Origin of the sequence: Halorubellus litoreus (genome assembly GCF_037081675.1) — an archaeon.
Taxonomy (GTDB): Archaea; Halobacteriota; Halobacteria; order Halobacteriales; family Natrialbaceae; genus Halorubellus; species Halorubellus litoreus.
Window position 1 is genome coordinate 1,067,470 of sequence record NZ_JAZAQL010000001.1, and the last position, 21,093, is coordinate 1,088,562.

Genomic DNA, 21,093 nt, shown 5'->3' on the forward strand with positions numbered 1-21,093 from the left:
GGACCTCGACCCGTGCAGCCAGTCGCACGCGTGCTCGACGGACTCGACCACGGGGCTACCGGGTATGCGCTCGCCACGCTCGCGTTCGTGGCCGCGACGAACCCAGGAGGGCACGCGCTCCCGGAGCGGGTCGCGTTCGCCGTTACACTCGCGATACTCGGGTACGCGCTCGTCTGGCTGTTGCAGCGATAGTCGTCGGTCGCGGTCGCGAGTTCAGGGCGTGAGTCGCTGGATGGCGAGCCAGTCGACGCTCGCCGCACCGTCGCCGTTCGCGTCGACGACGGCGTACGTCATCGTCTTCTTGACGCCGTTGGCGAGGCGGACGTCGAGCGCGAGGTCGCGTGGCGCGAACGCGTGCCCGCTGGGGAGGACGCGCACGAGGCGTTCGCTGTGCCCGACGTTCTCAGGGTTCTGGAAGTCGGCGTACGTCCGGAAGTCGGCGCCGAACTTGAACCCGGTCTTGGGGGCGACCCCCGCGGCGCGGAGGTCGCGGTACGCGGCGAGTCGGCGGTCGAACCGCTCGCCTTCGACGTCCCGTCCTCTGGCGACCGCCGCGGCGGGGTCGACGTCGAGCGCGTCCTCCGCGGCGAGATACGCGGCTTCGACGAGCGACAGCACGACCGCGTCCCGGCCGGTGTCGCGCCCCGAGAGCGGCGTGCCGTAGAACCCCGTCTCGTAGAGCGACTCTCCACTCGCGCCCCAGACGGTGACGCGGTCCGCGAGCAGGTCAGCGTCCGCGCCCCCCGGGAGGCCCGCGTCGACGTCGCCGGCGACGTCGGGCCGAGACGTGTCGAGGTACGTGATCTCCGATTCCTCGTCGACGACCGCGAGCACGCAGTCCCCGAGCGCGCGAGCGGGGACCTCGGTGCGTTCGCCGGTGACGCGTACCCTGTAGGCGAGTTCGCCGTCGCCCGGGCCGCTCCCGCGGGGGTAGACGACGAGGTCATCTCCGTCCCGCGCGAACTCGGTCCAGTCCGGGTGCGAGGGCGCGCTGTAGAACCCGCGCTCGCGGAGGTCCGCGTACACGAGATAGCGGACGGGGAGGGTCGGGTCGTCGCTCGCGCGGAGGAACGCGCGGAAGTCCATGCCGTCGACCGCCGCGAGGTCGTCCCTGGCGAGCAGGTGCGCGGCCTCGACGGGCGCGAGCGCGACGTCGTTCCCCTCCAGGGGATAGCCGTACCCGCGCGAGTCGTGGAACCGCTGGCGAGCGTCGTGCCCCACGTGCACGACGTCGCCGTCGACGTGACCCTCGATGTTCATGTTCGCAGGGACTCGGTGGTCGCCGAAAGCGGTGTCGGTACGCACTGGTCGCACCAGCATACGGCGTCCGCCAGGACGCCGTTTCCCGTCTCCCTGCCCGCACCAGCATCCGACGACCGCCACGTCGTCGGTTCCTACGGTGTTGCGTCCGCCACGTCGTCCGTTCCTACGGTGTTGCGTCCGCCACGTCGTCCGTTCCTACGGTGTTGCGTCCGCCACGTCGTCCGTTCCTGCGCGCTGGCGTCCGCCACGTCGTCGGTTCTCGCGGTACTGCGTCGTTCTGTCAGGTCGCCTCGCAGGTGGCGTCGAGGCAGCGACGGCCGTTGGCGACGGCGAACGCGGGGAGCCCGCAGTCGCAGGTGCCGTCGTGGATCCCGCTGGGGACGTAGAACGCGGTGTCGCAGTCGGGGCGGTGTTCGCAGGCGAGGTAGAGGCCGCGTTCGCGTTGGACGACGAGGTCGCCGTCGCAGTCCGTGCAGTCGAAGGCGCGGTCGAGGTGGTCGCGGACGCGGTCGTCGAGGGGCTCGCAGTTGCGGTCGACGCAGCAGTCGATGGCGGCGCCGCGTTCGACGCGCATCCGTGGGAGCCCACAATCGCAGCGGGCGCCGTGGAGGACGGCGTCGTCGGGATAGCCGTGCACCTCGTCGCAGTGGATGCACGCGACGGCGCCGCCGGTGTCGACGAGCGCGCCGTCGCAGTCCGGGCAATCGCCGACGGGGTCACCGGCAACTGACACCGGATAGCGGCCGGAGAGCGCGGGGCGGCCGTCGGCGTCGCCGCCGGCGTCGTGGCCGGTGACGCGCAGCCAGTCGTCGGCACGTTCGTCGTGCGCGGTCACGCGCACCGCGTCCTCGTCGTCGGTGACGGTGACGGCGTCGGCGCGCGTCAGCCACGCGACCGGCTGGTAGCCCGACTCGTCGTGCACGAGGACGGTCCCGTCAGGTTTCGCGAGCACGACGACGCGCCCGCGGTACTCGCGGCGGTCGGTGGCGTCCTCGACGACGGTCGCGTCCCCGGCGTACAGCGTCGCGGTTGCTGTCTGCGGCATGCCGCTCGTGGCCGCGGGTTCGTACTTGAACCCTCGGCCGCGCCGCAGCGGGACGGCCACCGGTCACCGTAGCGTCGCTGGGGGTCGCGGTCGGGGTCGCGGTTCCGCGTGGGGCAGGTTTTTGCTCGCACCGCGGGTACGTCCGGGCATGATAGACCTCAGGAGCGATACGGTGACGACACCGAGCGAGGAGATGCGGGCGGCGATGGCCGACGCCGACGTCGGCGACGACGTCTACGGCGAGGACCCGACGCTCAACGAGTTGGAGGCGCGCGCCGCGGAGCGACTCGGGATGGAGGCGGCGCTGTTCGTTCCCAGTGGAACGATGGGGAACCAGATCGCGGCGCGCGTCCACACCGACCGCGGCCAGGAGGCCGTCGTGGACGTCCAGAGTCACGTCTACAAGTGGGAACTCGCGGGGTTCGCGCAGCACGCCGAGTTACAGGTGCGGACGTTCGACGCGCACCGCGGCGTGCCCGCCCCCGAGCAGGTCGAGGCCGCGCTCCTCGAGGAGGACCTGCATCGGCCCGGCACGGGCTTGCTCTGTCTGGAGAACACGCACAACTCGCGCGGCGGGCTCGCGATACCGCCGAGCGAACTCGGGGACGCCGCGGCGGTCGCTCGCAACGCCGGCGTGCCAGTGCATCTCGACGGTGCGCGACTGTTCAACGCCGCGGTGGCGCTCGACGAACCCGCGAGCGCGTTCGCCGCGCACGTCGACTCCGTGATGTTCTGTCTCTCGAAGGGCCTGGGTGCCCCCGTCGGGTCGATGCTCGTCGGGAGCGAGGACTTCATTTCGGAGGCGCGACGCGTCCGGAAGCTCTTCGGTGGCGGGATGCGGCAAGCGGGCGTCCTCGGCGCCGCCGGCCTGTACGCGCTCGAGAACGTCGACCGGCTCGCGACCGACCACGAGCACGCACAGCTCCTCGCCGCCGGGCTCGACGACGTCTCGGGGGTCACCGTCGAGCAACCGGAGACGAACATCGTCGTCGCCGACGTCACCGGGACGGGGATGACCGAGGACGAGTTCGCGGACGCGTGCAGCGACGCGGGCGTGCAGTGCTCCGGGTTCGGTGATGGTCGCGTCCGCCTCTGCACGCACCTCGACGTCACGCGCGAGGACGTGGACGACGCTGTCGACGTCGTCGCGGACGTCGTCGACTAACTCGCCGTCGACGCTCGAGGGTCGTCGTCGAACCGGCTAGTTCTGGCCTTTCCGCATGCCCTCGCTGAATTCCGTGACGGTCTTGCGGAGCATGAGGTACACGAAGAAGATGAGGCCGAGGACCAGGAGGACGAACACGAGCGCGACTGGGTCCTCCGGGATGAAGCCTAACCACGCCATTGTTGCGTGGACGTTCCGGTAGCGGCGCTATAGGCCTTTCGCAGCGTGCGTCGCTTGCTCGCACCCAGAGCCACGCCTCGTGCTATCGTGCCCCATGAGTAATGCTACCAGAACTACTGGTGATTTCCATACCTCGCACCAGTTTTCTGTGAGACGTGAAGCGGATACGCCGGATTCTTTCACGGACGACCAACCATCAGCGACGTTCGTTCGACGGTTCGGTGCCGCGTTTTTCCCGGGGAGAAATATACAAACATTCATGGGAACCGATGACTAGCCGTAGCACATGGCTGACTTGCTGCCCTCCACCCCCGACACGTCGGCCGTCGAGGACGCGGAACCCCGCGTCATCGGGCTCGACAGCGAGGACGCCGACGACCTCATCGGGGCGCTCTCCTCGGGCACTGCCAGGGAACTGCTGACGGCACTCCACGAGGACCCAGCGACACCGTCGAAGCTCGCCGACCGCGTCGACACCTCCCTCCAGAACACCCAGTACCACCTGGAGAAACTCGAGGACGCGGACGTCATCGAGGTCATCGACACCGCGTACTCCGCGAAGGGCCGCGAGATGAAGGTGTACGCGCCCGCGAACCAGCCGCTGGTCGTGTTCGCTGGCGGCGAGGAGAAGTCCACGGGACTGAAAGCCGCGCTCACGCGCCTCCTCGGCGCGTTCGCGCTCCTCGCCGGGCTGTCCGTGCTCGTGCAGGCGCTCGCCGGCGACCTCGGCGCGCTGTTCGGCGGCGACGCCGGCGTCGGTCGCCCCGCACCGGGCCCGGGCGAGGCACCGGTCGCGGGGAACGCGAACAACTCGACCGTCGAGACGACGACCGCCGCCACGGACGCCGCGACGAGCGCGGCCGACGCCGCGCTGAACGCGGTTCCGCCGGGCGTCGCGTTCTTCCTCGGTGGCGCACTCGTCCTCGCCGCCGGGTTCGCGTACTGGTACACCACGAGCGCCTGAACGACCGCCAGCGCACCTCTCGACCCCCGACGCGGACGAACCGGTGGCCGTCGAGTCGACGATTCAAGGCTAGGTAAAACTCCGCTTTGAGTATTCGGTATGCCTTTTGATACATACGCTGTACGTACAGGTGCGTCCCGGGCGTCACGCTGACGCCCACCCTCCACCCCCCACCCACCCACGTGGCGTGCGACGACGCGTCGCACGCCGTCCCGCTGACGCCATCCCCCACCCATCCCCGTTGACGCAGCGGCCCCCCTGACCGAACGCCCACCTCCACCAACCCCTACCCTTCCTGCGGTCCGTCTCTGTGTTCGGCGACCGATTACGCTCCGCCACGGCCGTGGAGCGACGCGGGTGCGACTCCCATGCGCCCGACCTACTGCACGCCCAACCTCCTGCGCGCCCGACCTTCTGCACGCCCAGCCTACCGCGCGTCCCCACGTTCGTCCGTGGGAACGTGGAAGGTCTCCGCGACGGTTCCGTCCGGCGACACGAGTCGACCCTCGAGCCCGCCATCGGTCGGTTCGAGTTCCGCGTGCCCGGGTCGGTTCCCGCGCGGGTCCGCGTGACTCCCCGGGTTCAGGAGCGTCAGGCCGTCCGCGTCCGCGACCCGGGGTCGGTGCGTGTGCCCGGAGACGACGAGGTCCGCGTCGCGCTCCCGTCCGAACAGCGCCAGACCCATCCCGCCGCCGCGCTGGCGGTGCGTCATCGCGACCGATACGTCCGCGTACGAGAACGACCGCGCGGTCGGCAAGCGCTCTTTCACCGCGGGCCGGTCGGCGTTCCCGTGCACGGCGTGCAGTCGCGAGGCGGCGTCATGGAACGCGTCCAGGGCGTCCTCGGTGACGAAGTCCCCGGCGTGCGCGACCACGTCCGCCTCGCGGACGGCGTCGAGCGTCCGCCCCTCCAGTCCGGTACCGGTCTCGCGGTGCGAGTCCGAGACGACGACGAGCATACGCGTCGTTCGAACCGGCGGGGGTCGTGTCTTTCGGCACGCCCCGACGCAGTGGCACCCGACCGGGCCGACCGACGGTCGGTCTCGAGCCGACGCGGTGGCGTCGAGTGGGAAAGGACCATGTGGGCGCGTCACTAACTCGGGCGCATGTCCCAGGAGCGCGAACGCGACGACGCGACGACACCCGCCGGCGACGACCACCCGGAGCGGCCGGCGGTCGTCGACCGCGACGCGGTGTCGGCCGCGTTCGTCGACGCCGCACCACGCACGCTCCCCGAGGTCGTCGACGAGACCGGCGTCGAGCGAGAGCGCGCGGCGGACGCGCTCGACGCGCTCGTCGCCGACGGCGACCTCGCGACGAAACAACTGCAGTCCGGCGCGGCGACATTACGCGTCTGGTACCTGCCCGCGACCGCGCACGTCGAACGGCTCGCGTCCGGCACGCCGGACGCCGACCGGACCGACGCGGTCGAGGACGCCATCGCCGACCTCGACGTCCCCGGCGTGAGCGAGATGATGCAGGACTGGCGTCGCGACGCTATCCGGAACGCGTGGGAGTACCTCGCCGAGCACGGCGCGGCGACCGACGCCGGCATCATCGACGCCGTCTACGGCCCGCACAGCGCCGGCTACGACGACCGCCAGAAGTGGTGGGAGTGCGTGCGACCACGCCTCCGCACGCTCCCCGGCGTCACCGCGCCGACCGACGGCGACGACGACGTCTGGACGTACGTGCCCGCCTGAACGGGCCGCCGCGGCGTCGGCTGGGAGGCGGGTAGCGGGCCGCCGCGGCGATACGGAAACTACTTTTGCACCCGAGAGTGCGTGAAAGAACGATAACAGATGGCCTCCAGTACCAGCGTCGTCCTCGCGGCCCTCATCGCGAACGGAGCCATCGCGGTCATGAAGTTCGTCGGCTACCTGCTGACGGGCAGTCCCGCGATGCTCTCGGAAGTGTATCACTCGATATCCGACACCGGGAATCAGGTGTTCCTCCTCGTCGGCATCAAGTACGGCGGGAAGGACGCCTCCCGTAGTCACCCCTTCGGGTACGGGAAGGCGCAGTTCTTCTACGCGTTCCTCGTCTCCGTGATGCTGTTCGGTATCGCCGGCTGGGAGTCCGCGAAGCACGGCTGGCACGCCATCAACCACCCCGAGCCCGTGGACGCGTCCTCGGTCCTTCTCCCCGTGGTCGAGGTGTCGATCCCGAGCGTGTGGGTGAACTACACCGTCCTCATCGGTGCGGTCATCTTCGAAGCGTGGGCGTTCGCGAAGGCGTACAAGGCCATCAGGAAGCAGATGGAGCGCAACGGGTGGACGTCCGTCCGCGAGGCGTTCCGGAAGTCCAGCGACATCACGACGCTCACCGCGCTCACGGAGGACACCATCGCGGGCGCCGGCGCCGGTATCGCGCTGCTGGGCGTCTACCTCTCCCGGACGACCGGGAACCCGATCTACGACGCGTCGTCCGCGTTCATCATCGGCCTCCTCCTCATGGGGTTCGCGATACTGCTGGCGTGGGAGAACAAGCGCCTCATCCTCGGGGAGAGTCTGCCGGAGGACGCCGAGAGCCCGCTGCGTGACGTCGTCGCGGAGTGGGAGGGCGTGGAGAACGTCGCGGACTTCCGGACGGTGTTCTTCGGCCCGCAGAAGCTCGTCGTCACCGCGGACGTCGCGTTCCGGAGCGACATGGACACCGAGGCGATCGACGACGCCATCACCGACATCGAGTCGAAGCTGAAGACGATGGAGTCGTCGGTGAAGACGGTGTACATCGAGCCGCGCGTCCTCGGTGGCACCGAGGGCCAGGCGGCGGACGACTGACGGCCCGGTACCGAGTCGGGCGGGCGCTCGCGGTCAGGCTGTGACGCGGTCGAGGTCGTCGTCGTCGAGGACGTCGAGCAGGCTCTCGCCGGCGTCGAGTCGCGCGCGGTCCTCGTCGTCGAGGACGTCGTCGAGCTTCTTCTCGTCGATGCGTTCGCGGAGGTTCTCGTCGAGGTCGTCGAGGTCGTAACCAGGGATGACCATGGTAGAAGGTAGCACGCGAGTCGTCTTATCTCTAGGCCCGGGACCGGCAGCGTCGCGGCGACGAACCAGACCGGGGATGGGCCGCTGCTCGGTCGCCCTGGGCTCACTCGTACCGGAGCGCGTCTATCGGGTCGGTCTTCGAGGCGTTGTACGCCGGGTAGAGGCCGGCGAGGACGCCGACGGCGATGCCGACGACGACCGCGATGGCGCCCCACTCCCAGGGGACGACGAGTTCCTCGAACCCGACGAGTTCCGCGACGCCGAACCCGGCGACGAGCCCGAGCGCGAGCCCGAGGATGGCGCCGACGACGCCGAGCACCATCGCTTCGACGATGAACAACTGGAGGATGTCCCGGCGCTGCGCGCCGACCGCTTTCATGATGCCGATCTCGCGGGTGCGTTCGGTGACGGAGACGAGCATGATGTTCGCGATGCCGATGGAGCCGACGAGCAGCGAGATGGCGGCGACGCCGACGACGAAGTTCTGGAGGACGCTGAACAGCTCCTGGAACTGGTCGAGGAGTTCGAGGCTCGTCTGGAAGTTGTACACGAGGTCCTCGTCGCCGAACCCGGAGGCGTCGCTCTCGGAGCTGTTCAGGTACGCGAGCGCCTGGCTCCGGGCGTCGTCGACGCTCCCGCGGTCCGTCGCCTCGACGACGACGAGCGAGAACCGCGTCCGGTCGGCTTGCGTCACGTCGGTCACGTACGGGTCCGTCGGGAGGTACACGCGCGGTTCCGGATTGAATCCCTCGAACGGACTCCGGGACTCGGCGTCTTCGGTGATGCCGACGACGGTCGCGTTCACGCTCCCGACGACAGGTACCTGTATCTCGATGCGGTCGCCGACCGTGAGGTTCTCCTCGAACAACGCCGCTGCGGCGGGATTGATGACGGCTTCGCGTTCACCCATCCGGAACTGGCGGCCCTCCGCGACGTCCTCGCGGTCGACGTACGCCGGCCCGGTCGCGTACACGCCGCTCCCGCGCGGCACCGTCTCGTTCCCGGACGAGATGGTCTGCGTCGGTATCGGCTGGAAGCCATAGGCTGCCCGGACCGCGGGCTCGCTCTCTATCTGCGCGAGGTCGCGGGGCGTGAACACGGGCTGTGCGCCCGCACCCGGCCCGCCGTTCGTGTCCGGCGGCGACGCCCACCCGTAGACGTTCTCGCGGTCGTCCGGACTCACGTCGCCGATGACGCCCGCCTGCAGGCTCGCGCCGAGGATGACGAACGTCAGGACCGCGGCGACGCCGATGACCACACCCAGGGTCGTCAGCGTCGACCGGAGCTTGTGCGCGCGGATGGCGCGCCACGCCATCGTTACCGTCGTCCCCGCCTTCACGACCCATCACCGCCGACGTCGGCGTCGCGACCGCCCGCACCGCCGTCGCCGCGAGCGCCCTCGCGTTCGCTCGCCGCCGACTCGTCGTCGTGCTGGCGGCCTTCGAGGTCACCGACCGCTTCGATTCGCTCGATCTTGCCGTCGAGCAGGTGGATGATGCGGTCGGCGCGCTCGGCGACGTCGCGCTCGTGAGTCACCATGACGAGCGTGTTCCCCTCCGCTTTGAGTTCGTCGAACAGGTCGAGGATGTTCGCGCCCGTCTCCGAGTCGAGGTTCCCCGTCGGCTCGTCCGCGAGCAACAGCGCCGGGTCGTTCACGAGCGCGCGAGCGATCGCGACGCGCTGGCGTTGCCCGCCCGAGAGCTCGTTCGGTGCGTGCTCGAGACGGTCGCCGAGGCCGACGCGCTCGAGGATGCTCGCCGCGCGCTCGTGGCGTTCGTCCTTCGAGACGCCACGGAAGACGAGCGGGAGGGCGACGTTCTCCACGGCCGTCAGCCGCGGCATGAGGTTGAACGTCTGGAACACGAACCCGACCTTCTCGCCGCGGACGCGCGTTCGCTCCCGGTCGTTCATCGCGCCGACGTCCGCCCCGTCGACGAACACCGACCCGGACGTCGGCGTGTCCAGGCACCCGACGAGGTTCATGAGCGTCGACTTCCCGGACCCCGACGGCCCCATGACGGCCGTGTACGAGCCACGTGGGACGTCGACGGACACGCCGTCGAGTGCGTGCACGGGCTCGCCGAGCTGGTACGTCTTCCGGGCGTCCACGAGTTCGACCGCGGCGTCGTCACCGCGCTCGCCGCCGTCGTCTGCGTCGGTGGTCGAGGACGCAACGGCGTCCTCTCCACCTGGAGGTCCTCCAGTCACGACTCGAACGAGGGCGTCCGGACGTATCAATACCGCACCCGACGAAGCCCTCTCGGCACGCGCTAGGCCCCATCGGCGCGCGCCGGGACGGCCAGCGAGCGACCGAAGCGCCTACCTGCCGGGGCCGCGAGCGTCTCGGGCATGAAGCAGTCCGGCGGAAGCGAGGACCAGAAGCGTCGAGCCGGCGAGCGCGCCGCCGCGCGAGTCGATGACGGCGCGGTCGTCGGGCTCGGAACCGGGTCGACCGCCGCGCACGCCATCCGGGAACTCGGCGAGCGCGTCGACGCCGGCCTGGACGTCGTCGGCGTCCCGACGTCGTTCGCGTCGCGCGAACTCGCCCGCGAGGTCGGCGTCCCGCTCGCGGACCTGGACGCGGTCGACGGCGTCGACGTCGCCATCGACGGCGCCGACCAGGTCGTCGGCGTCCACAGCGACGACGAGACGGGAGCCGCCTCCAGCGTCCTCGTCAAGGGCGGCGGGGCGGCGCACGCCCGCGAGAAGCTCGTGGACGCGGCCGCGGACGCGTTCCACGTCGTCGCCGACCCGTCGAAGCTCGCCGCCTCCGTGTCCGTGCCGGTCCCGGTGGAGGTCCTGCCGGCCGCGCGCACCGTCGTCGCCGACGCCGTCCGCGACCGCGGCGGCGACCCCAGCCTCCGGCGCGCCGACCGCAAGGACGGCCCGGTCGTCACCGACAACGGGAACCTCGTCCTCGACTGCACGTTCGACGCCGTCGACGACCCGCGCGCGCTCGCGACCGCGCTCTCGACGACCCCGGGCGTCGTCGAACACGGCCTGTTCGTCGACCTCGCCGACACCGTCCACGTCGGCACCGACGACGGCGTCGACGTCCACGACCTCGCGAGCGAGCGCTCGTAGCGCACGGCACGCGCTCGCTCGACCGCGTCGACCGACCCGACCGAACCGACCGAGCGCTGCCGCTGGTCACCTCTCGATGCGAATCGACCGAGCGCTGTGGCTGTTCGCTGTTCGAACGCAGCGACCGACCGAGCGCTGTGGCTGGTCGGTCGTGGAAGAAGCGGCGACCACCGCGGTCACCGCCGGTTCAGAAGTCGGTTGGGACCGGGTTTAGAGGTCGCGCGGCTGGACCGTCTTTCGGTCGTTTGCCTCGGCGCGACGGGCGGCGTCCTCGAGGAGCTCCTCGACTTCCTCGTCGAGTGCGTCGTAGAAGTCGGACGCAACGTTCTTACCCTCGAGCTGTTCCTTCACGGCTGCCTTGACGATGAGGTCTGCCATACAAGCGGCCATTCCCATGCCCCCTTTATAATAGTTTCCAGTTAGAGCCGTCAGACGGGCGCGAGAGCGCGTCTACAGGGGTGACAGCACCCACCACGAACCGAAAGGTACTCATTCGTGCGTCGGTTCGGGCCGCGGAACCGTCGTCGACGGTCGCTCGCAGCGGGCGTTCGCAGTGGCGCGCGCGCCGATTCTCGGGCGAACGCGGACCACCCACGTGCGCGTCAGCGATCGAGACACCGACCGCTACGTGATGCATCTGCTACCGATGCGTCGACGGATACGAGTGCGTCACCGACCGATGCGTCGACGGATACGAGTGCGTCCGCGACTGAGGGGCGAGCATGCGCGACGTACTGGAGCGGGTGGCCGACGGCGACCTGTCGCCGGCGGCCGCCGAAGCGGAACTGCGCGGGTACGCGACGACCGACGACGGCCGATTCGACGCGGCCCGCGAGCAGCGCCGTGGCGTCCCCGAGGCCGTGCTCGCCGACGAGAAGACGCCCGAGGAGGTCGCGACGCTCGCGGCCGCGGCCGTGGAGACCACTGGGCGTGCGCTGGTCACACGGGCGAGCGACGCCGCCGCGACGGCTGTCCGCGAGCGTCTCGCCGCCGACCACCCCGAAGCCGACGTCACCGTCCACGACCGCTCGGGGTTCGTCGTCGCGCACGCACCCGGGTTCGACGCCCCGGACGTCCCGGCGACCGTCGCGGTCGTCTCCGGTGGTACCGGTGACGCCGCGGCCGCCGAGGAGGCCGCCGTGGTCGCTCGCGAGATGGGCGCGACCGTCGACACCGTCCACGACGTCGGCGTGGCGAGCATCGCTCGCGTCCTCGACGCTCGCGAGACGCTCGACGACGCGGACGCGCTCGTCGTCGCCGCCGGCCGCGAGGGCGCGCTGCCGACGGTCGTCGCCGGCCTCGTCTCCGCGCCGGTCGTCGGCCTCCCGGTCTCGACCGGCTACGGACACGGCGGCGAGGGCGAGGCGGCGCTTTCGGGAATGCTGCAGTCCTGCACCGTCCTGTCGGTCGTGAACGTCGACGCCGGGTTCGTCGCGGGCGCCCAGGCGGCGCTCGTCGCCAGGCGCGTCGGCGCCGCACGCGACGGGAACACGTGAGACCCCGTACCATATCACGGCTTTAGACAAGAATCTTTTCCCGATTCCCAACGTCGTCTTGCGATTCCAGCTGTATTTATACGTATATCGCCAACGGGGAGGTACCGGCACCCGAATCACGCCGGTCCCCCCACCATGCCAGACTGTGACAACTGCGGCGCCCACGTCTCGGAACGATTCGCACGCGTGTTCGCGGACGAACACGGGCGAATCCTGGCGTGCGTGAACTGTTCGGCGAACGCAGGAATCGCCGAGGAGTCCCGGCGCCGCGCGAGGCCAGATTCCTGACCGCGTGCGAACCACCACGCGAAGCCTCTTTCAGCGACCACCGAGTACCGCCCTCCGTGAGCGACCACTACGTGTACGTCCTCGAGTGCGCGGACGGGACGTACTACACGGGCTACACCACCGACGTCGAGCGACGCGTCGACGAGCACGACGCCGGCGACGGCGCGAAGTACACGCGCGGCCGAACGCCGGTGTCGCTCGTCCACGTGGAGACGTACGACTCGCGGTCGGCCGCGATGTCCCGCGAACACGAGGTGAAGACGTTCTCGCGAGCGCGCAAGGAGCGCCTCGTCGCGAGCGACCGCGGCGACGCGCCCTCGGACGCGACCGCGGACGCGGAGTGACTCCAGCGGTGGACGCGCGGGCGTCAGGGTTTTCCCCGCCGTCCCCGAACCAGCGGCGTATGCGCGTCGAGTACGACTACGACACCTGCATCGGGATGTTCCAGTGCGTCGCCGAGTGGGACGCCTTCGAGCGCGACGAGGACGCCGGGAAGGCCGTACTCGCCGACGCCGAGGAACGCGAGGACGGCGTGTTCGTCCGCGAGGTCCCCGCCGACGCCGAGCTGGACGCGAAGTTCGCGGCACGCGCCTGTCCCGTCGAGGCCATCACCGTCTACGACGACGACGGCGACCAGCTCGTCCCCTGACAACGTCGAGCCACCACCGGCCGTATTTACGCAACGCACCTAACAGGTGAGGGTTCGGAGGCCGTACTTCTATACCACTGGAGTCGTAGCCTATGGTATGACGACACGTTCCCGGGTGCTCGTCGTGGACGCGGACGCGACTCGAGCCACCGAGACCGCGGACGCGCTCGCGACCCCCGAGCGCGAGACCCGGACCCTCGACGCCGCGGACGCCGCACTGACGGCGCTCGGCGACGACCCGATCGACTGCGTGGTCTGCGAACGCGACCTCGACGACAGCAGCGCGCTGGAGCTCCTCACGCACGTCCGCGACGTCCACGGCGACGTCCCGTTCGTGCTCCTGACAGCCGACGGCGACGAGGCGCTCGCCGAACGCGCCGTCGCGCACGACGTCTCCGCGTACGTCCGCCGCGTCGACGACTGGCGCGACCGCCTCCGGACCGCGGTCGCTCGCGCCATCGACGCGGACCGCGACCCGACCGGCCTCCTCAAGGAACGCGCGCTCGACGAGGCGCCCGTCGGCATCACCATCGCCGACGCCCGCGACCCCGAACTCCCGCTCATCTACGCGAACGACGCGTTCGAGGAACTCACCGGCTACGACCGCGAGTACGCGATGGGCCGGAACTGTCGGTTCCTCCAGGGCGACGACTCCGACCCCGAATCCATCGGCGAGATGCGCGCCGCCATCAACGCCGAGACGAGCGTGACGACCGAGCTCGCGAACTACACGAAAGACGGCGAGAAGTTCTGGAACCGCGTCGACATCGCGCCCGTCCGCGACGCGACCGGCGACGTCACGCACTTCGTCGGGTTCCAGACCGACATCACCGAGCGCGTGAACGCCGAACGCGTCGCGGAACGCCGCGCCGCCGAACTCGCCGCCGAACGCGAGAACCTCCAGCACGTCCTCGAACGCATCGACGGCCTCCTCAAGGACGCCGGACAGGCGCTCGTCGAGGCGACCACTCGCGAGAGCGTCGAGACCGCGATGTGCGACCTCGTCGTCGACAACGAGCCCTACACGTGTGCGTGGGTCGGCGAATCCGACCTCGCGGACAAGTCCATCGCGCCGAGCGCCATCGCGGGCGGCATCGCCGACGGCGACCCACTGGACCTCCTCGGCGGCGACGGCCCCGTGAACGAGGCGATCGCGTCCGGGGAGACGCAGGTCGTCGACGTCGCGGACCTCCCGGACCGCGAGTGGCACGAAGCGCTCGTCGACGACGCGTTCGCGACCGTCGCCATCGTCCCGCTCTCGCATCGCGACGCGAAGTACGGCGTGTTCTGCGCGTACGTCGACGACGCCACCGCGCTCGACGAGCGCGAGGTCGCCATCCTGAACGCGCTCGGACGGATGGCCGGCACCGCCATCTCCGCGGTGGAGACGCGACGGACGCTCACCGCCGACGACATCGTCTCGCTGTCGTTCGCGGTCCGGAACCGCGACGCGTTCTTCGTGCGCGTCGCCGAGACCGCCGGCGTCTCCCTGACCTACGCCGGGTCGATGCATCGCGACGACGACCGCCTCGGGTTGTTCTTCACGGCCGAGACGGACGACCCGGACGCGCTCGAAGCGGCGGCCGCGGACGTCGACGGCGTCGTCGACGTCACCGTCATCACCGCGAACGACGGCGCCTGTCTCGTCGAGTTCGAGGTCGAGAACGCCGGCCTGCTGTCGACGCTCGCGGACTACGGGGCGGACATCCGCGAGATAACCGCGTCGCCGACGAACGCGACCGTCGAGGTGGAGCTGCCGCGGGACGCGAACGCGCGGTCGCTCGTCGACCACGTCGAAGCCGAGTACGACGACGTCGAACTGACCGCGTACCGCGAGCGCGAACGCAGCGCCTCCACGAAACAGGAGTTCATCGCGAGCCTCGAATCCCAGCTCACGGACCGCCAGCTCACTGCCCTTCGCCGTGCGTACTTCGGCGAGTTCTTCGAGTGGCCGCGCCCGACGAGCGGCGACGACCTCGCGGAATCGATGGGTATCGCGCGGTCGACGTACCACCAGCACCTCCGCGCCGCCGAACGCAAACTCGTCGGCGAGTTCTTCGACCGACCCTGACGACGACACCAGCACGTCGAGTGGACAACCAGCCGACACGTCTGGAAGCGGCGTAAGAGTTAATCTCTCCGGCGTACACGGTACCTACCGACATGGGAGGAACAGAGCGACGCACTCACATCGAGGAATGGGCACGACTCCTCGACGCGTCCGTCCCCGACGCGCTCGTGGACGACCGCAGCACCGACCACGACCACCGCGAGTGGTGACGAACGAACCCATCACCCGACCGACGCCAGTCCCCGGACTGGCGCGTAGCCGTCGAGGAAGCAGCCACCAGGGACCGTTCGACCGAACCGACCGCGGACCGAAACCGCCCGAACCGAAAGAACTGCTTACGCTATCTCGTCGTACTGCTCGCTGAGCTTGTCGACCGCCTCACCGAGCTGCTCGCGCTCGTACGCCGACAGATCCCACTCCACGACCTCTTCGACGCCGTTCGCACCGAGCTTCACCGGAACGCCGAGCGCGACGTCGTCGTGCCCGAACTCGCCCTGGAGCTTCACGCTCGCGGGCAGGACCTCGCCGGTGTCGTTCAGGATGGCCTCGACCATGTGTGCGACGCCCGTCGCGGGCCCCCACTCGGTCGCGCCCTTCCGCTCGATGACGTTCATCGCGGACTGCTTCAGGTCGTCGAGGATCTCCTCCTTCTCGTCCCCACCGAAACTCGGGTCGCGGCCGTCGACGCGGACCTTCGAGAACACGGGGACCTGCGCGTCGCCGTGCTCGCCGAGGATCGTCGCGTCGACGTTCTGGACCTGCGTGTCGAAGCGCTCGCTCAGGACGTACCGGAAGCGCGCCGAATCGAGACGGCCACCGAACCCGATGACCTGGTTGCGGTCGCGGTCACCGGCCTCGTAGAGGTGCCGGTTCAGGAGGTCGACGGGGTTCGACGTCGTCACCGACACGTAGTCGTCGTTGTGCTCGTCGAGACTCGACTGGATGTCCTCCATGATGGGCGCGTTGTCGCCCGCCAGGTCGATACGCGTCTGCCCGGGCTGACGCGGGATACCGGCCGTGATGACGACGACGTCCGAACCTGCCGTATCCGCGTACGTGCCCTGTCGGACGGTCGTGTTCGAGTCGTACGCGACGCCGTGGTTGGCGTCCGCAGCCTGCCCGATCGTGACGTCCTCCTGGTCCGGGATGTCCACGAACACGAGGTCGTCCACGACGTCTCGAAGTGCGAGATTGTACCCTGCTGCGGCACCGACCGTGCCGGCCGCGCCGACAACGCTGACTTTCGTCATAACACCCGGAACTGCCCGCGGAGGGGAGTTAATCGTGTCGAAGTCCGCAGAAACTGGATACCGGCACTCGCCACCACCAGTGGCGTCCACGCGCCGCTTCCTCGGCGCCACCGCCGCCCACGCGCTCACCCCCCGCCGTCACCGCCGCCCACGCGCTCACCCCCCGCCGTCACCGCCGCCCACGCGCTCACCCCCCGCCGTCACTGCCGCCCACGCGCTCACTCCCCGCCGTCACCGCCGCCCACGCGCTCACTCCCCGCTGTCACCGCCGCCACCGCCGCGCTGTCCGAGGAAGTAGCCGACGCCGAGGACGCCACTCGCACCGAGGAGACCGGCGACGAGGAGCAGCGGCGACGGCCCGCCATCGTCGCCGTCCGCGTCAACACCCTGCGAGGTCGTCGTCCCGTCGTCGCCATCGGTCGTCGCCGCGACGGTCGTCGCCGAGTCACCGGTCGCCGTTCCCCGACTCGTCGTCCCGTCCGTCGTCGTCGCGACCGAATCCTCCGAGACCGTCGCGGACTCGCCGACCGCGACCGCGCCCGACTCGAGCGCCGTCTCCAGCTGCGCGGACTCGTTGTTCACCGACGAGTCCCGAGCGACGAACGAGAGCGCCGCCTCGTCGCCCGCGTCGCCCACGACGGTGAAGGTGACCGTCGCGACCGTCGGCGAATCCACGCCGTCGGACTGGGACTGCGTCATGAACACCCAGCCAGGGCCGCCGTTGGTCACGGGCTTCGAGAAATCCGCGCCAGACACCGACTCGAGACGCAGGACGGACTCGTCCCACGTCAAGTTCGCCTGATAGCCCGCGATGCCAGTACCGTCGACCGCTATCGGGACCGTCACCGTCTCACCGGCCGGCGCACTCGCACTCCCGACCGAGAGCGTCGCTTCGGCGTCGGTCTCCCCGGTCGCGCCCACACCGGCGTCGACTCCGGCTCCGGCAGCGCCGGTCGTCGCGACCGCAACCGGCGCGACCGCACCGGCGAGCGCGAGCCCGACCACGAACAAGACGGCTGCGTGACGTGTCACGTTCGATGACATCCGTACACGTGGTTTCGTCTCAAACGAGATAAACGTATCCGTCTACCGTCTCGAAAAAAGAAACCGGGTTGTCGTTCCGTCGACTCAGGCCGCGACGAACGGCATCGGCGAAGCGACGTCCGAGACAGCGACGACCGAGGGCGTCCCCGAATCGTCGTCCTCACCGACGATCTCCTCGAGGATGAGGGTCACGTCGGCCGACGTCACGTCACCGTCACCGTTCATGTCGGCGCACGACGGGACGAAGTTCGCGGGCTCCTGCCCGACGATGTACTGCTGGACGAGCGTCGCGTCCTGCACCGTCACGGACCCGTCCTGGTTCACGTCACCGGGCGCGCACGGCGGCGTCTCGACGCCACCGTTCGAGAAGTCCACCGACGGCGCGTTCCCACCGGAGTCCGAGACGAGCGACTCCTCGACCGCCCACTCGACGGTCGCGGACTCGTTGTAATCGTCCATCAGCACGTCGAACTCGACCTCGACGAGCGACGGCGAGTTCACGCCACTGGCCTGCGCCTGGGCCATGTAGACGACACCGTCCTCGTTGTCGACACGCACGACCGGGTCAGCGAAGTCGACACCGGAGACGTTCGCAACCTCGAGCTTCTGCGGGTCGAACGTCAACTTCGCCTGGTAGCCAGCGACGTCCTCGACGCCGCTCGCGTTCACCGTCACGGTCGCGTCCGTACCGGGGTCGACGACCTGCTCGTTCACGTCGAGCGTCCCCGCGGACGAATCGACGCCCTCACCGGCCGCCCACTGGACGGCGTTCGCGAGGATCTGGTCCGCAGCCTGCGTGAACTGCGGGTCCTCGACGTACGTCTCGCGACCGAGCGTGGACGCGAGCACGTCGCGACGCGACTCGTCGACCGCCAGGCCGACGCCCTTCACGCCAGCGTCAGCCGTCTCGAGGTCCGCGAGCACCGTCGCATCGGTCCCGTTGAACCACGAGTGGTCGTTGAACCCCGTCGCCGTATGCACCTGGACGTTCTCGCCGGGCGTCGCAACGCCAGCGAGGATCGGGTGCGTCTCCGTCACCGCGTACGAGACGTTCCCGTCACCGTACGCGAAGTCCGTGTTCGCGGGGTCACCGAGCGCGCTCGAACGCGCCGGAATCCCGTTGGCCTCGCCACCCCAGTTGTCGAGGTAGACGACACCGGTCGAATCGTTCGCAGTCGCCGCCGTGAACGCGTCCGCGTTCCCGGAGGCGAGGTTCTGCACGACGAACGCGTCGAACGCGTCCGCGTACTGCGTCGCCGTCTCGCTGTCCAGGACCGTCGTCCGGTACGACGCCGGCAGCATCTCGTCGAGCGTCGACTGCACCGCCTCGCCCTGCGAGCCGGCGTCCTCGACGACACCGACCTCGGTCACTTCCTCGAACACCGCGGTCGGACCAGTCGTGACCTGCACGCTCTCGCCGAGTCCACCGAACGTGTGCACGACGGAGACGTTCCCGCTCGTCCCCGGCGCCGTCTGGATGGTCAGCGTCGCGGTACCGGAGGTGGGCTCACCGAAGTCGAGCTCCTCGCCCCACTGGATCTGCGTGCCCTCGAGGTACAGCGTCGCGTCGTCCGTGCTGTACCCGTCAGCGAGCTCCGCCGTGTACGTCTGGAGGTTCGCAGCGTCGACGGTGACGGTGACGTTCTCGCCACCTTCAGCGATGGTACGCTGCCCGTCGACGAGCGACACGTCGAGCGTCGGCGACAGCGACACGTCCTTCGTGACGTAGTCGCCGTCGACCGTCACCGTGGTCGTCGTCGACTCGTAGCCGAACGCGTTCACGGTGAGGTCGTACGTGCCGTTCTGCGCGACGATACTGTACGCCCCGCTGGCGTTCGTCGTCGCACTCCCGGCACCCGAGAGCGACACCGTCGCACCCTCGATGGGCGTCCCGTTCGGGCCCGTGACGGTCCCCTCGACGCCCTGTTCGAGGACGGCGAAGTCGACCGCTGCCTTCGCGTCGACGATACCCTCGCCGTAGCGGACGTCCTTCTGGTCGGGGGCGTCAGCCGGCTTCCAGGCGCTCTCGCGGAGCGCCGTCCGGATCTCGTCGTTCGACAGTTCGTCTTCGCCCGCAACGGACTCCATGAGCGCGACGATACCCGCGACGTGCGGGGCTGCCATCGACGTGCCGGAGTACTCCGAGTAGGAGTCGCCGGGGACCGAACTCTTCACCGCCACGCCGGGCGCGGAGACGTCCGGCACGACGTACTCGCTCGGCCAGTGCTCGGGTGCGGCCGAGCCCCAGGCCTCGGTCGTGTTCACGACCATCCCGCTGGAGAACGACGCGATGTCGTAGTTCACGTCGGACGCACCGATCGAGACCGCGTCGTAGACGTTCCCGGGCGAGCTACTGAAGCCCTGCCCGTCGTTGCCCGCGGACGCGATGACGATGGTGCCGGCCGCTTCCGCGTTCTGAATCGGTTCGATGGTCGCTTCCGTGTAGCACGCGGTCTCGCCGACGATGCAGCCGAGACTCATGCTCATGACGTCAGCGTCCTCCTCGACGGCCCACTGCATGCCACCGAGGATGGCGGCGAACGTCCCGCCGTTCTCGGTCAGGACGCCGCCGTGGATGAGCGTCGCGCCGGGCGCAACGCCAATGTGCTCGCCGCTGGCGTCACCGCCTGCGACGGTCCCGGACGTGTGCGTGCCGTGTCCGTTGGAGTCGTACGGCTCGCTCCCGGGGATGACGGCACCGCTACCGTTGAACTCGGCCCACCCACCGGGGTACGTCGGGTCCGAGGCGTTCTCGGTGTAGAGGTCGATGTCCTGGTGGCTGGCGTCGACGCCAGTGTCGAGGACTGCGACCTTCACGCCCTCACCTTGCGTGTCGTACGCGTCCCAGACCTCGGTCGCGTTGACGTGGTCGAGACCGTACGTGGTGTTGTAGTCGTTGGTCGTGCTCGCGCTGGCCGTCGACGCGCCGCGACGCGGGTCGGGGCGCTGGACCTCGAAGTTCGCGTGCAGCTCGCTGACGCCGCTCATGCGAGCGATCTCGCCGAGGGCGACGGAGTCGGTGTCGACCTCGAGCAGGACGGCGTTCGTGATCCAGAACGTGTTCTCGACGGTGACGCCCTCGCGCTGGGCGGCGAACTGGACGAGCGAGTCCTGCGTGCTCGCGGCCTGTCGCTTGAGCGTGGAGACCACTTCGGTCCCGCTCTGGCTCGCGGCGACCTCGGCGTCGTCGAGGCGCACGATGACCTGTTTCGTTCCCTCGGCGTCTTGGAGGGAGGGATGTATCTTGTCTACCGGTTCGGCTGTGTCGACGGTTCCGAGCTCGGGGTTCGCGGCATCTGTCGCGACCGTGGCCGAACCCGCCGAGACGACGGGTGCGACCATGGATAGCGACATGATGCAGACGAACAGTACCGAGAGGAACCGCGTACGGTTGCTTGTCATGAGTCGTATCGTTCCCGCACCGAGTTCGTCAGTGCGTACTATTGTTTCTTGTAAGTTCAACTTAAATATTTGGTAAGTAAGTCACTGCTTTAATATTTGGAAAGTATGTATTGAGTTGGTGTAATGGGTCGGAACTGCAGGACAGCGCCGGTACAGACGGAAGAAACACCGTCCCATACCACGCGAACCTGAGAAGTGAAACTTTC

Annotated in this window: 22 protein-coding genes; 11 read left to right on the forward strand and 11 right to left on the reverse strand. The window is 69.4% G+C overall.

Going from position 1 to position 21,093, the window contains the following annotated elements; translation table 11 throughout:
• The first annotated feature begins 12 nt into the window (after positions 1-12).
• Positions 13-192, forward strand: coding sequence for a hypothetical protein (locus VYJ16_RS05425; RefSeq protein ID WP_336349284.1), 180 nt, complete (start codon positions 13-15; stop codon positions 190-192).
• 21 nt (positions 193-213) lie between these two features.
• Here the strand turns inward: VYJ16_RS05425 and VYJ16_RS05430 are convergent, their stop codons facing one another.
• Complete coding sequence (locus tag VYJ16_RS05430; RefSeq protein ID WP_379761826.1) at positions 214-1,260, reverse strand: tRNA-intron lyase; 1,047 nt, start codon at positions 1,258-1,260, stop codon at positions 214-216.
• 283 nt (positions 1,261-1,543) lie between these two features.
• Positions 1,544-2,308, reverse strand: coding sequence for a DUF91 domain-containing protein (locus VYJ16_RS05435; RefSeq protein WP_336349285.1), 765 nt, complete (start codon positions 2,306-2,308; stop codon positions 1,544-1,546).
• 148 nt (positions 2,309-2,456) lie between these two features.
• Here VYJ16_RS05435 and VYJ16_RS05440 point away from each other — a divergent pair, with 148 nt between their 5' ends.
• The gene (locus VYJ16_RS05440; protein ID WP_336349286.1) at positions 2,457-3,473 is read left to right on the forward strand and encodes a threonine aldolase family protein; all 1,017 of its coding nucleotides are present in this window, start codon (positions 2,457-2,459) and stop codon (positions 3,471-3,473) included.
• 36 nt (positions 3,474-3,509) lie between these two features.
• On the opposite strand, the gene VYJ16_RS05445 is transcribed toward VYJ16_RS05440, so the two are convergent.
• Positions 3,510-3,653 carry a DUF7859 family protein gene (locus VYJ16_RS05445; RefSeq protein WP_227133913.1) on the reverse strand — a complete coding sequence of 48 codons (144 nt, stop codon included), beginning with the start codon at positions 3,651-3,653 and terminating at the stop codon, positions 3,510-3,512.
• A 286-nt stretch (positions 3,654-3,939) separates the two neighbouring features.
• Between VYJ16_RS05445 and VYJ16_RS05450 the strand changes: the two genes are divergently transcribed.
• The gene (locus VYJ16_RS05450; protein WP_336349287.1) at positions 3,940-4,617 is read left to right on the forward strand and encodes an ArsR/SmtB family transcription factor; all 678 of its coding nucleotides are present in this window, start codon (positions 3,940-3,942) and stop codon (positions 4,615-4,617) included.
• A gap of 427 nt (positions 4,618-5,044) precedes the next feature.
• On the opposite strand, the gene VYJ16_RS05455 is transcribed toward VYJ16_RS05450, so the two are convergent.
• Entirely contained in the window at positions 5,045-5,575 is a 531-nt protein-coding gene (locus tag VYJ16_RS05455) for a metallophosphoesterase (protein WP_336349288.1), read from the reverse strand.
• A gap of 147 nt (positions 5,576-5,722) precedes the next feature.
• Here VYJ16_RS05455 and VYJ16_RS05460 point away from each other — a divergent pair, with 147 nt between their 5' ends.
• Positions 5,723-6,319: a hypothetical protein gene (locus tag VYJ16_RS05460; RefSeq protein ID WP_336349289.1), complete on the forward strand. Its 597-nt coding sequence runs from the start codon at positions 5,723-5,725 to the stop codon at positions 6,317-6,319.
• Positions 6,320-6,418: 99 nt separating this feature from the next.
• Positions 6,419-7,399 (forward strand): cation diffusion facilitator family transporter, encoded by a 981-nt coding sequence (locus VYJ16_RS05465; RefSeq protein WP_336349290.1) that lies wholly within the window; start codon positions 6,419-6,421, stop codon positions 7,397-7,399.
• 33 nt (positions 7,400-7,432) lie between these two features.
• Here the strand turns inward: VYJ16_RS05465 and VYJ16_RS05470 are convergent, their stop codons facing one another.
• The 3 genes from VYJ16_RS05470 to VYJ16_RS05480 all read right to left on the reverse strand — a co-directional run bounded on the left by VYJ16_RS05470 (position 7,433) and on the right by VYJ16_RS05480 (position 9,712).
• A complete protein-coding gene (locus tag VYJ16_RS05470; protein ID WP_336349291.1) occupies positions 7,433-7,603 on the reverse strand; it encodes a DUF8027 family protein in 171 nt (56 codons plus the stop codon).
• Positions 7,604-7,706: 103 nt separating this feature from the next.
• Positions 7,707-8,918: an ABC transporter permease gene (locus tag VYJ16_RS05475; RefSeq protein WP_379762012.1), complete on the reverse strand. Its 1,212-nt coding sequence runs from the start codon at positions 8,916-8,918 to the stop codon at positions 7,707-7,709.
• A gap of 20 nt (positions 8,919-8,938) precedes the next feature.
• On the reverse strand, positions 8,939-9,712 hold the full coding sequence (locus tag VYJ16_RS05480; RefSeq protein WP_336349667.1) for an ABC transporter ATP-binding protein: 774 nt from the start codon (positions 9,710-9,712) through the stop codon (positions 8,939-8,941).
• A gap of 240 nt (positions 9,713-9,952) precedes the next feature.
• On the opposite strand from VYJ16_RS05480, the gene rpiA reads away from it, so the two are divergent.
• Complete coding sequence (gene rpiA, locus VYJ16_RS05485; RefSeq protein WP_336349293.1) at positions 9,953-10,687, forward strand: ribose-5-phosphate isomerase RpiA; 735 nt, start codon at positions 9,953-9,955, stop codon at positions 10,685-10,687.
• 210 nt (positions 10,688-10,897) lie between these two features.
• Here the strand turns inward: rpiA and VYJ16_RS05490 are convergent, their stop codons facing one another.
• Positions 10,898-11,065, reverse strand: coding sequence for a DUF1931 family protein (locus VYJ16_RS05490; RefSeq protein WP_166039076.1), 168 nt, complete (start codon positions 11,063-11,065; stop codon positions 10,898-10,900).
• Positions 11,066-11,409: 344 nt separating this feature from the next.
• Between VYJ16_RS05490 and larB the strand changes: the two genes are divergently transcribed.
• From larB to VYJ16_RS05510, 5 genes are all read left to right on the forward strand, one after another.
• On the forward strand, positions 11,410-12,183 hold the full coding sequence (gene larB / locus VYJ16_RS05495) for a nickel pincer cofactor biosynthesis protein LarB (RefSeq protein ID WP_336349294.1): 774 nt from the start codon (positions 11,410-11,412) through the stop codon (positions 12,181-12,183).
• Between the two features lie 135 nt (positions 12,184-12,318).
• Positions 12,319-12,471 (forward strand): DUF7563 family protein, encoded by a 153-nt coding sequence (locus VYJ16_RS22155; protein WP_418934291.1) that lies wholly within the window; start codon positions 12,319-12,321, stop codon positions 12,469-12,471.
• Between the two features lie 56 nt (positions 12,472-12,527).
• Positions 12,528-12,815 carry a GIY-YIG nuclease family protein gene (locus VYJ16_RS05500; protein ID WP_336349295.1) on the forward strand — a complete coding sequence of 96 codons (288 nt, stop codon included), beginning with the start codon at positions 12,528-12,530 and terminating at the stop codon, positions 12,813-12,815.
• 59 nt (positions 12,816-12,874) lie between these two features.
• Complete coding sequence (locus tag VYJ16_RS05505; RefSeq protein ID WP_336349296.1) at positions 12,875-13,120, forward strand: ferredoxin; 246 nt, start codon at positions 12,875-12,877, stop codon at positions 13,118-13,120.
• A gap of 97 nt (positions 13,121-13,217) precedes the next feature.
• Positions 13,218-15,191 (forward strand): bacterio-opsin activator domain-containing protein, encoded by a 1,974-nt coding sequence (locus VYJ16_RS05510; RefSeq protein ID WP_336349297.1) that lies wholly within the window; start codon positions 13,218-13,220, stop codon positions 15,189-15,191.
• 335 nt (positions 15,192-15,526) lie between these two features.
• Here VYJ16_RS05510 and mdh read toward each other — a convergent pair whose 3' ends face one another.
• The 3 genes from mdh to VYJ16_RS05525 all read right to left on the reverse strand — a co-directional run bounded on the left by mdh (position 15,527) and on the right by VYJ16_RS05525 (position 20,887).
• A complete protein-coding gene (mdh, locus tag VYJ16_RS05515) occupies positions 15,527-16,441 on the reverse strand; it encodes a malate dehydrogenase (RefSeq protein ID WP_336349298.1) in 915 nt (304 codons plus the stop codon).
• 249 nt (positions 16,442-16,690) lie between these two features.
• Positions 16,691-17,485 (reverse strand): cohesin domain-containing protein, encoded by a 795-nt coding sequence (locus tag VYJ16_RS05520; protein WP_336349299.1) that lies wholly within the window; start codon positions 17,483-17,485, stop codon positions 16,691-16,693.
• Positions 17,486-17,569: 84 nt separating this feature from the next.
• The gene (locus tag VYJ16_RS05525) at positions 17,570-20,887 is read right to left on the reverse strand and encodes a S8 family serine peptidase (protein WP_336349300.1); all 3,318 of its coding nucleotides are present in this window, start codon (positions 20,885-20,887) and stop codon (positions 17,570-17,572) included.
• Positions 20,888-21,093: the final 206 nt, after the last annotated feature.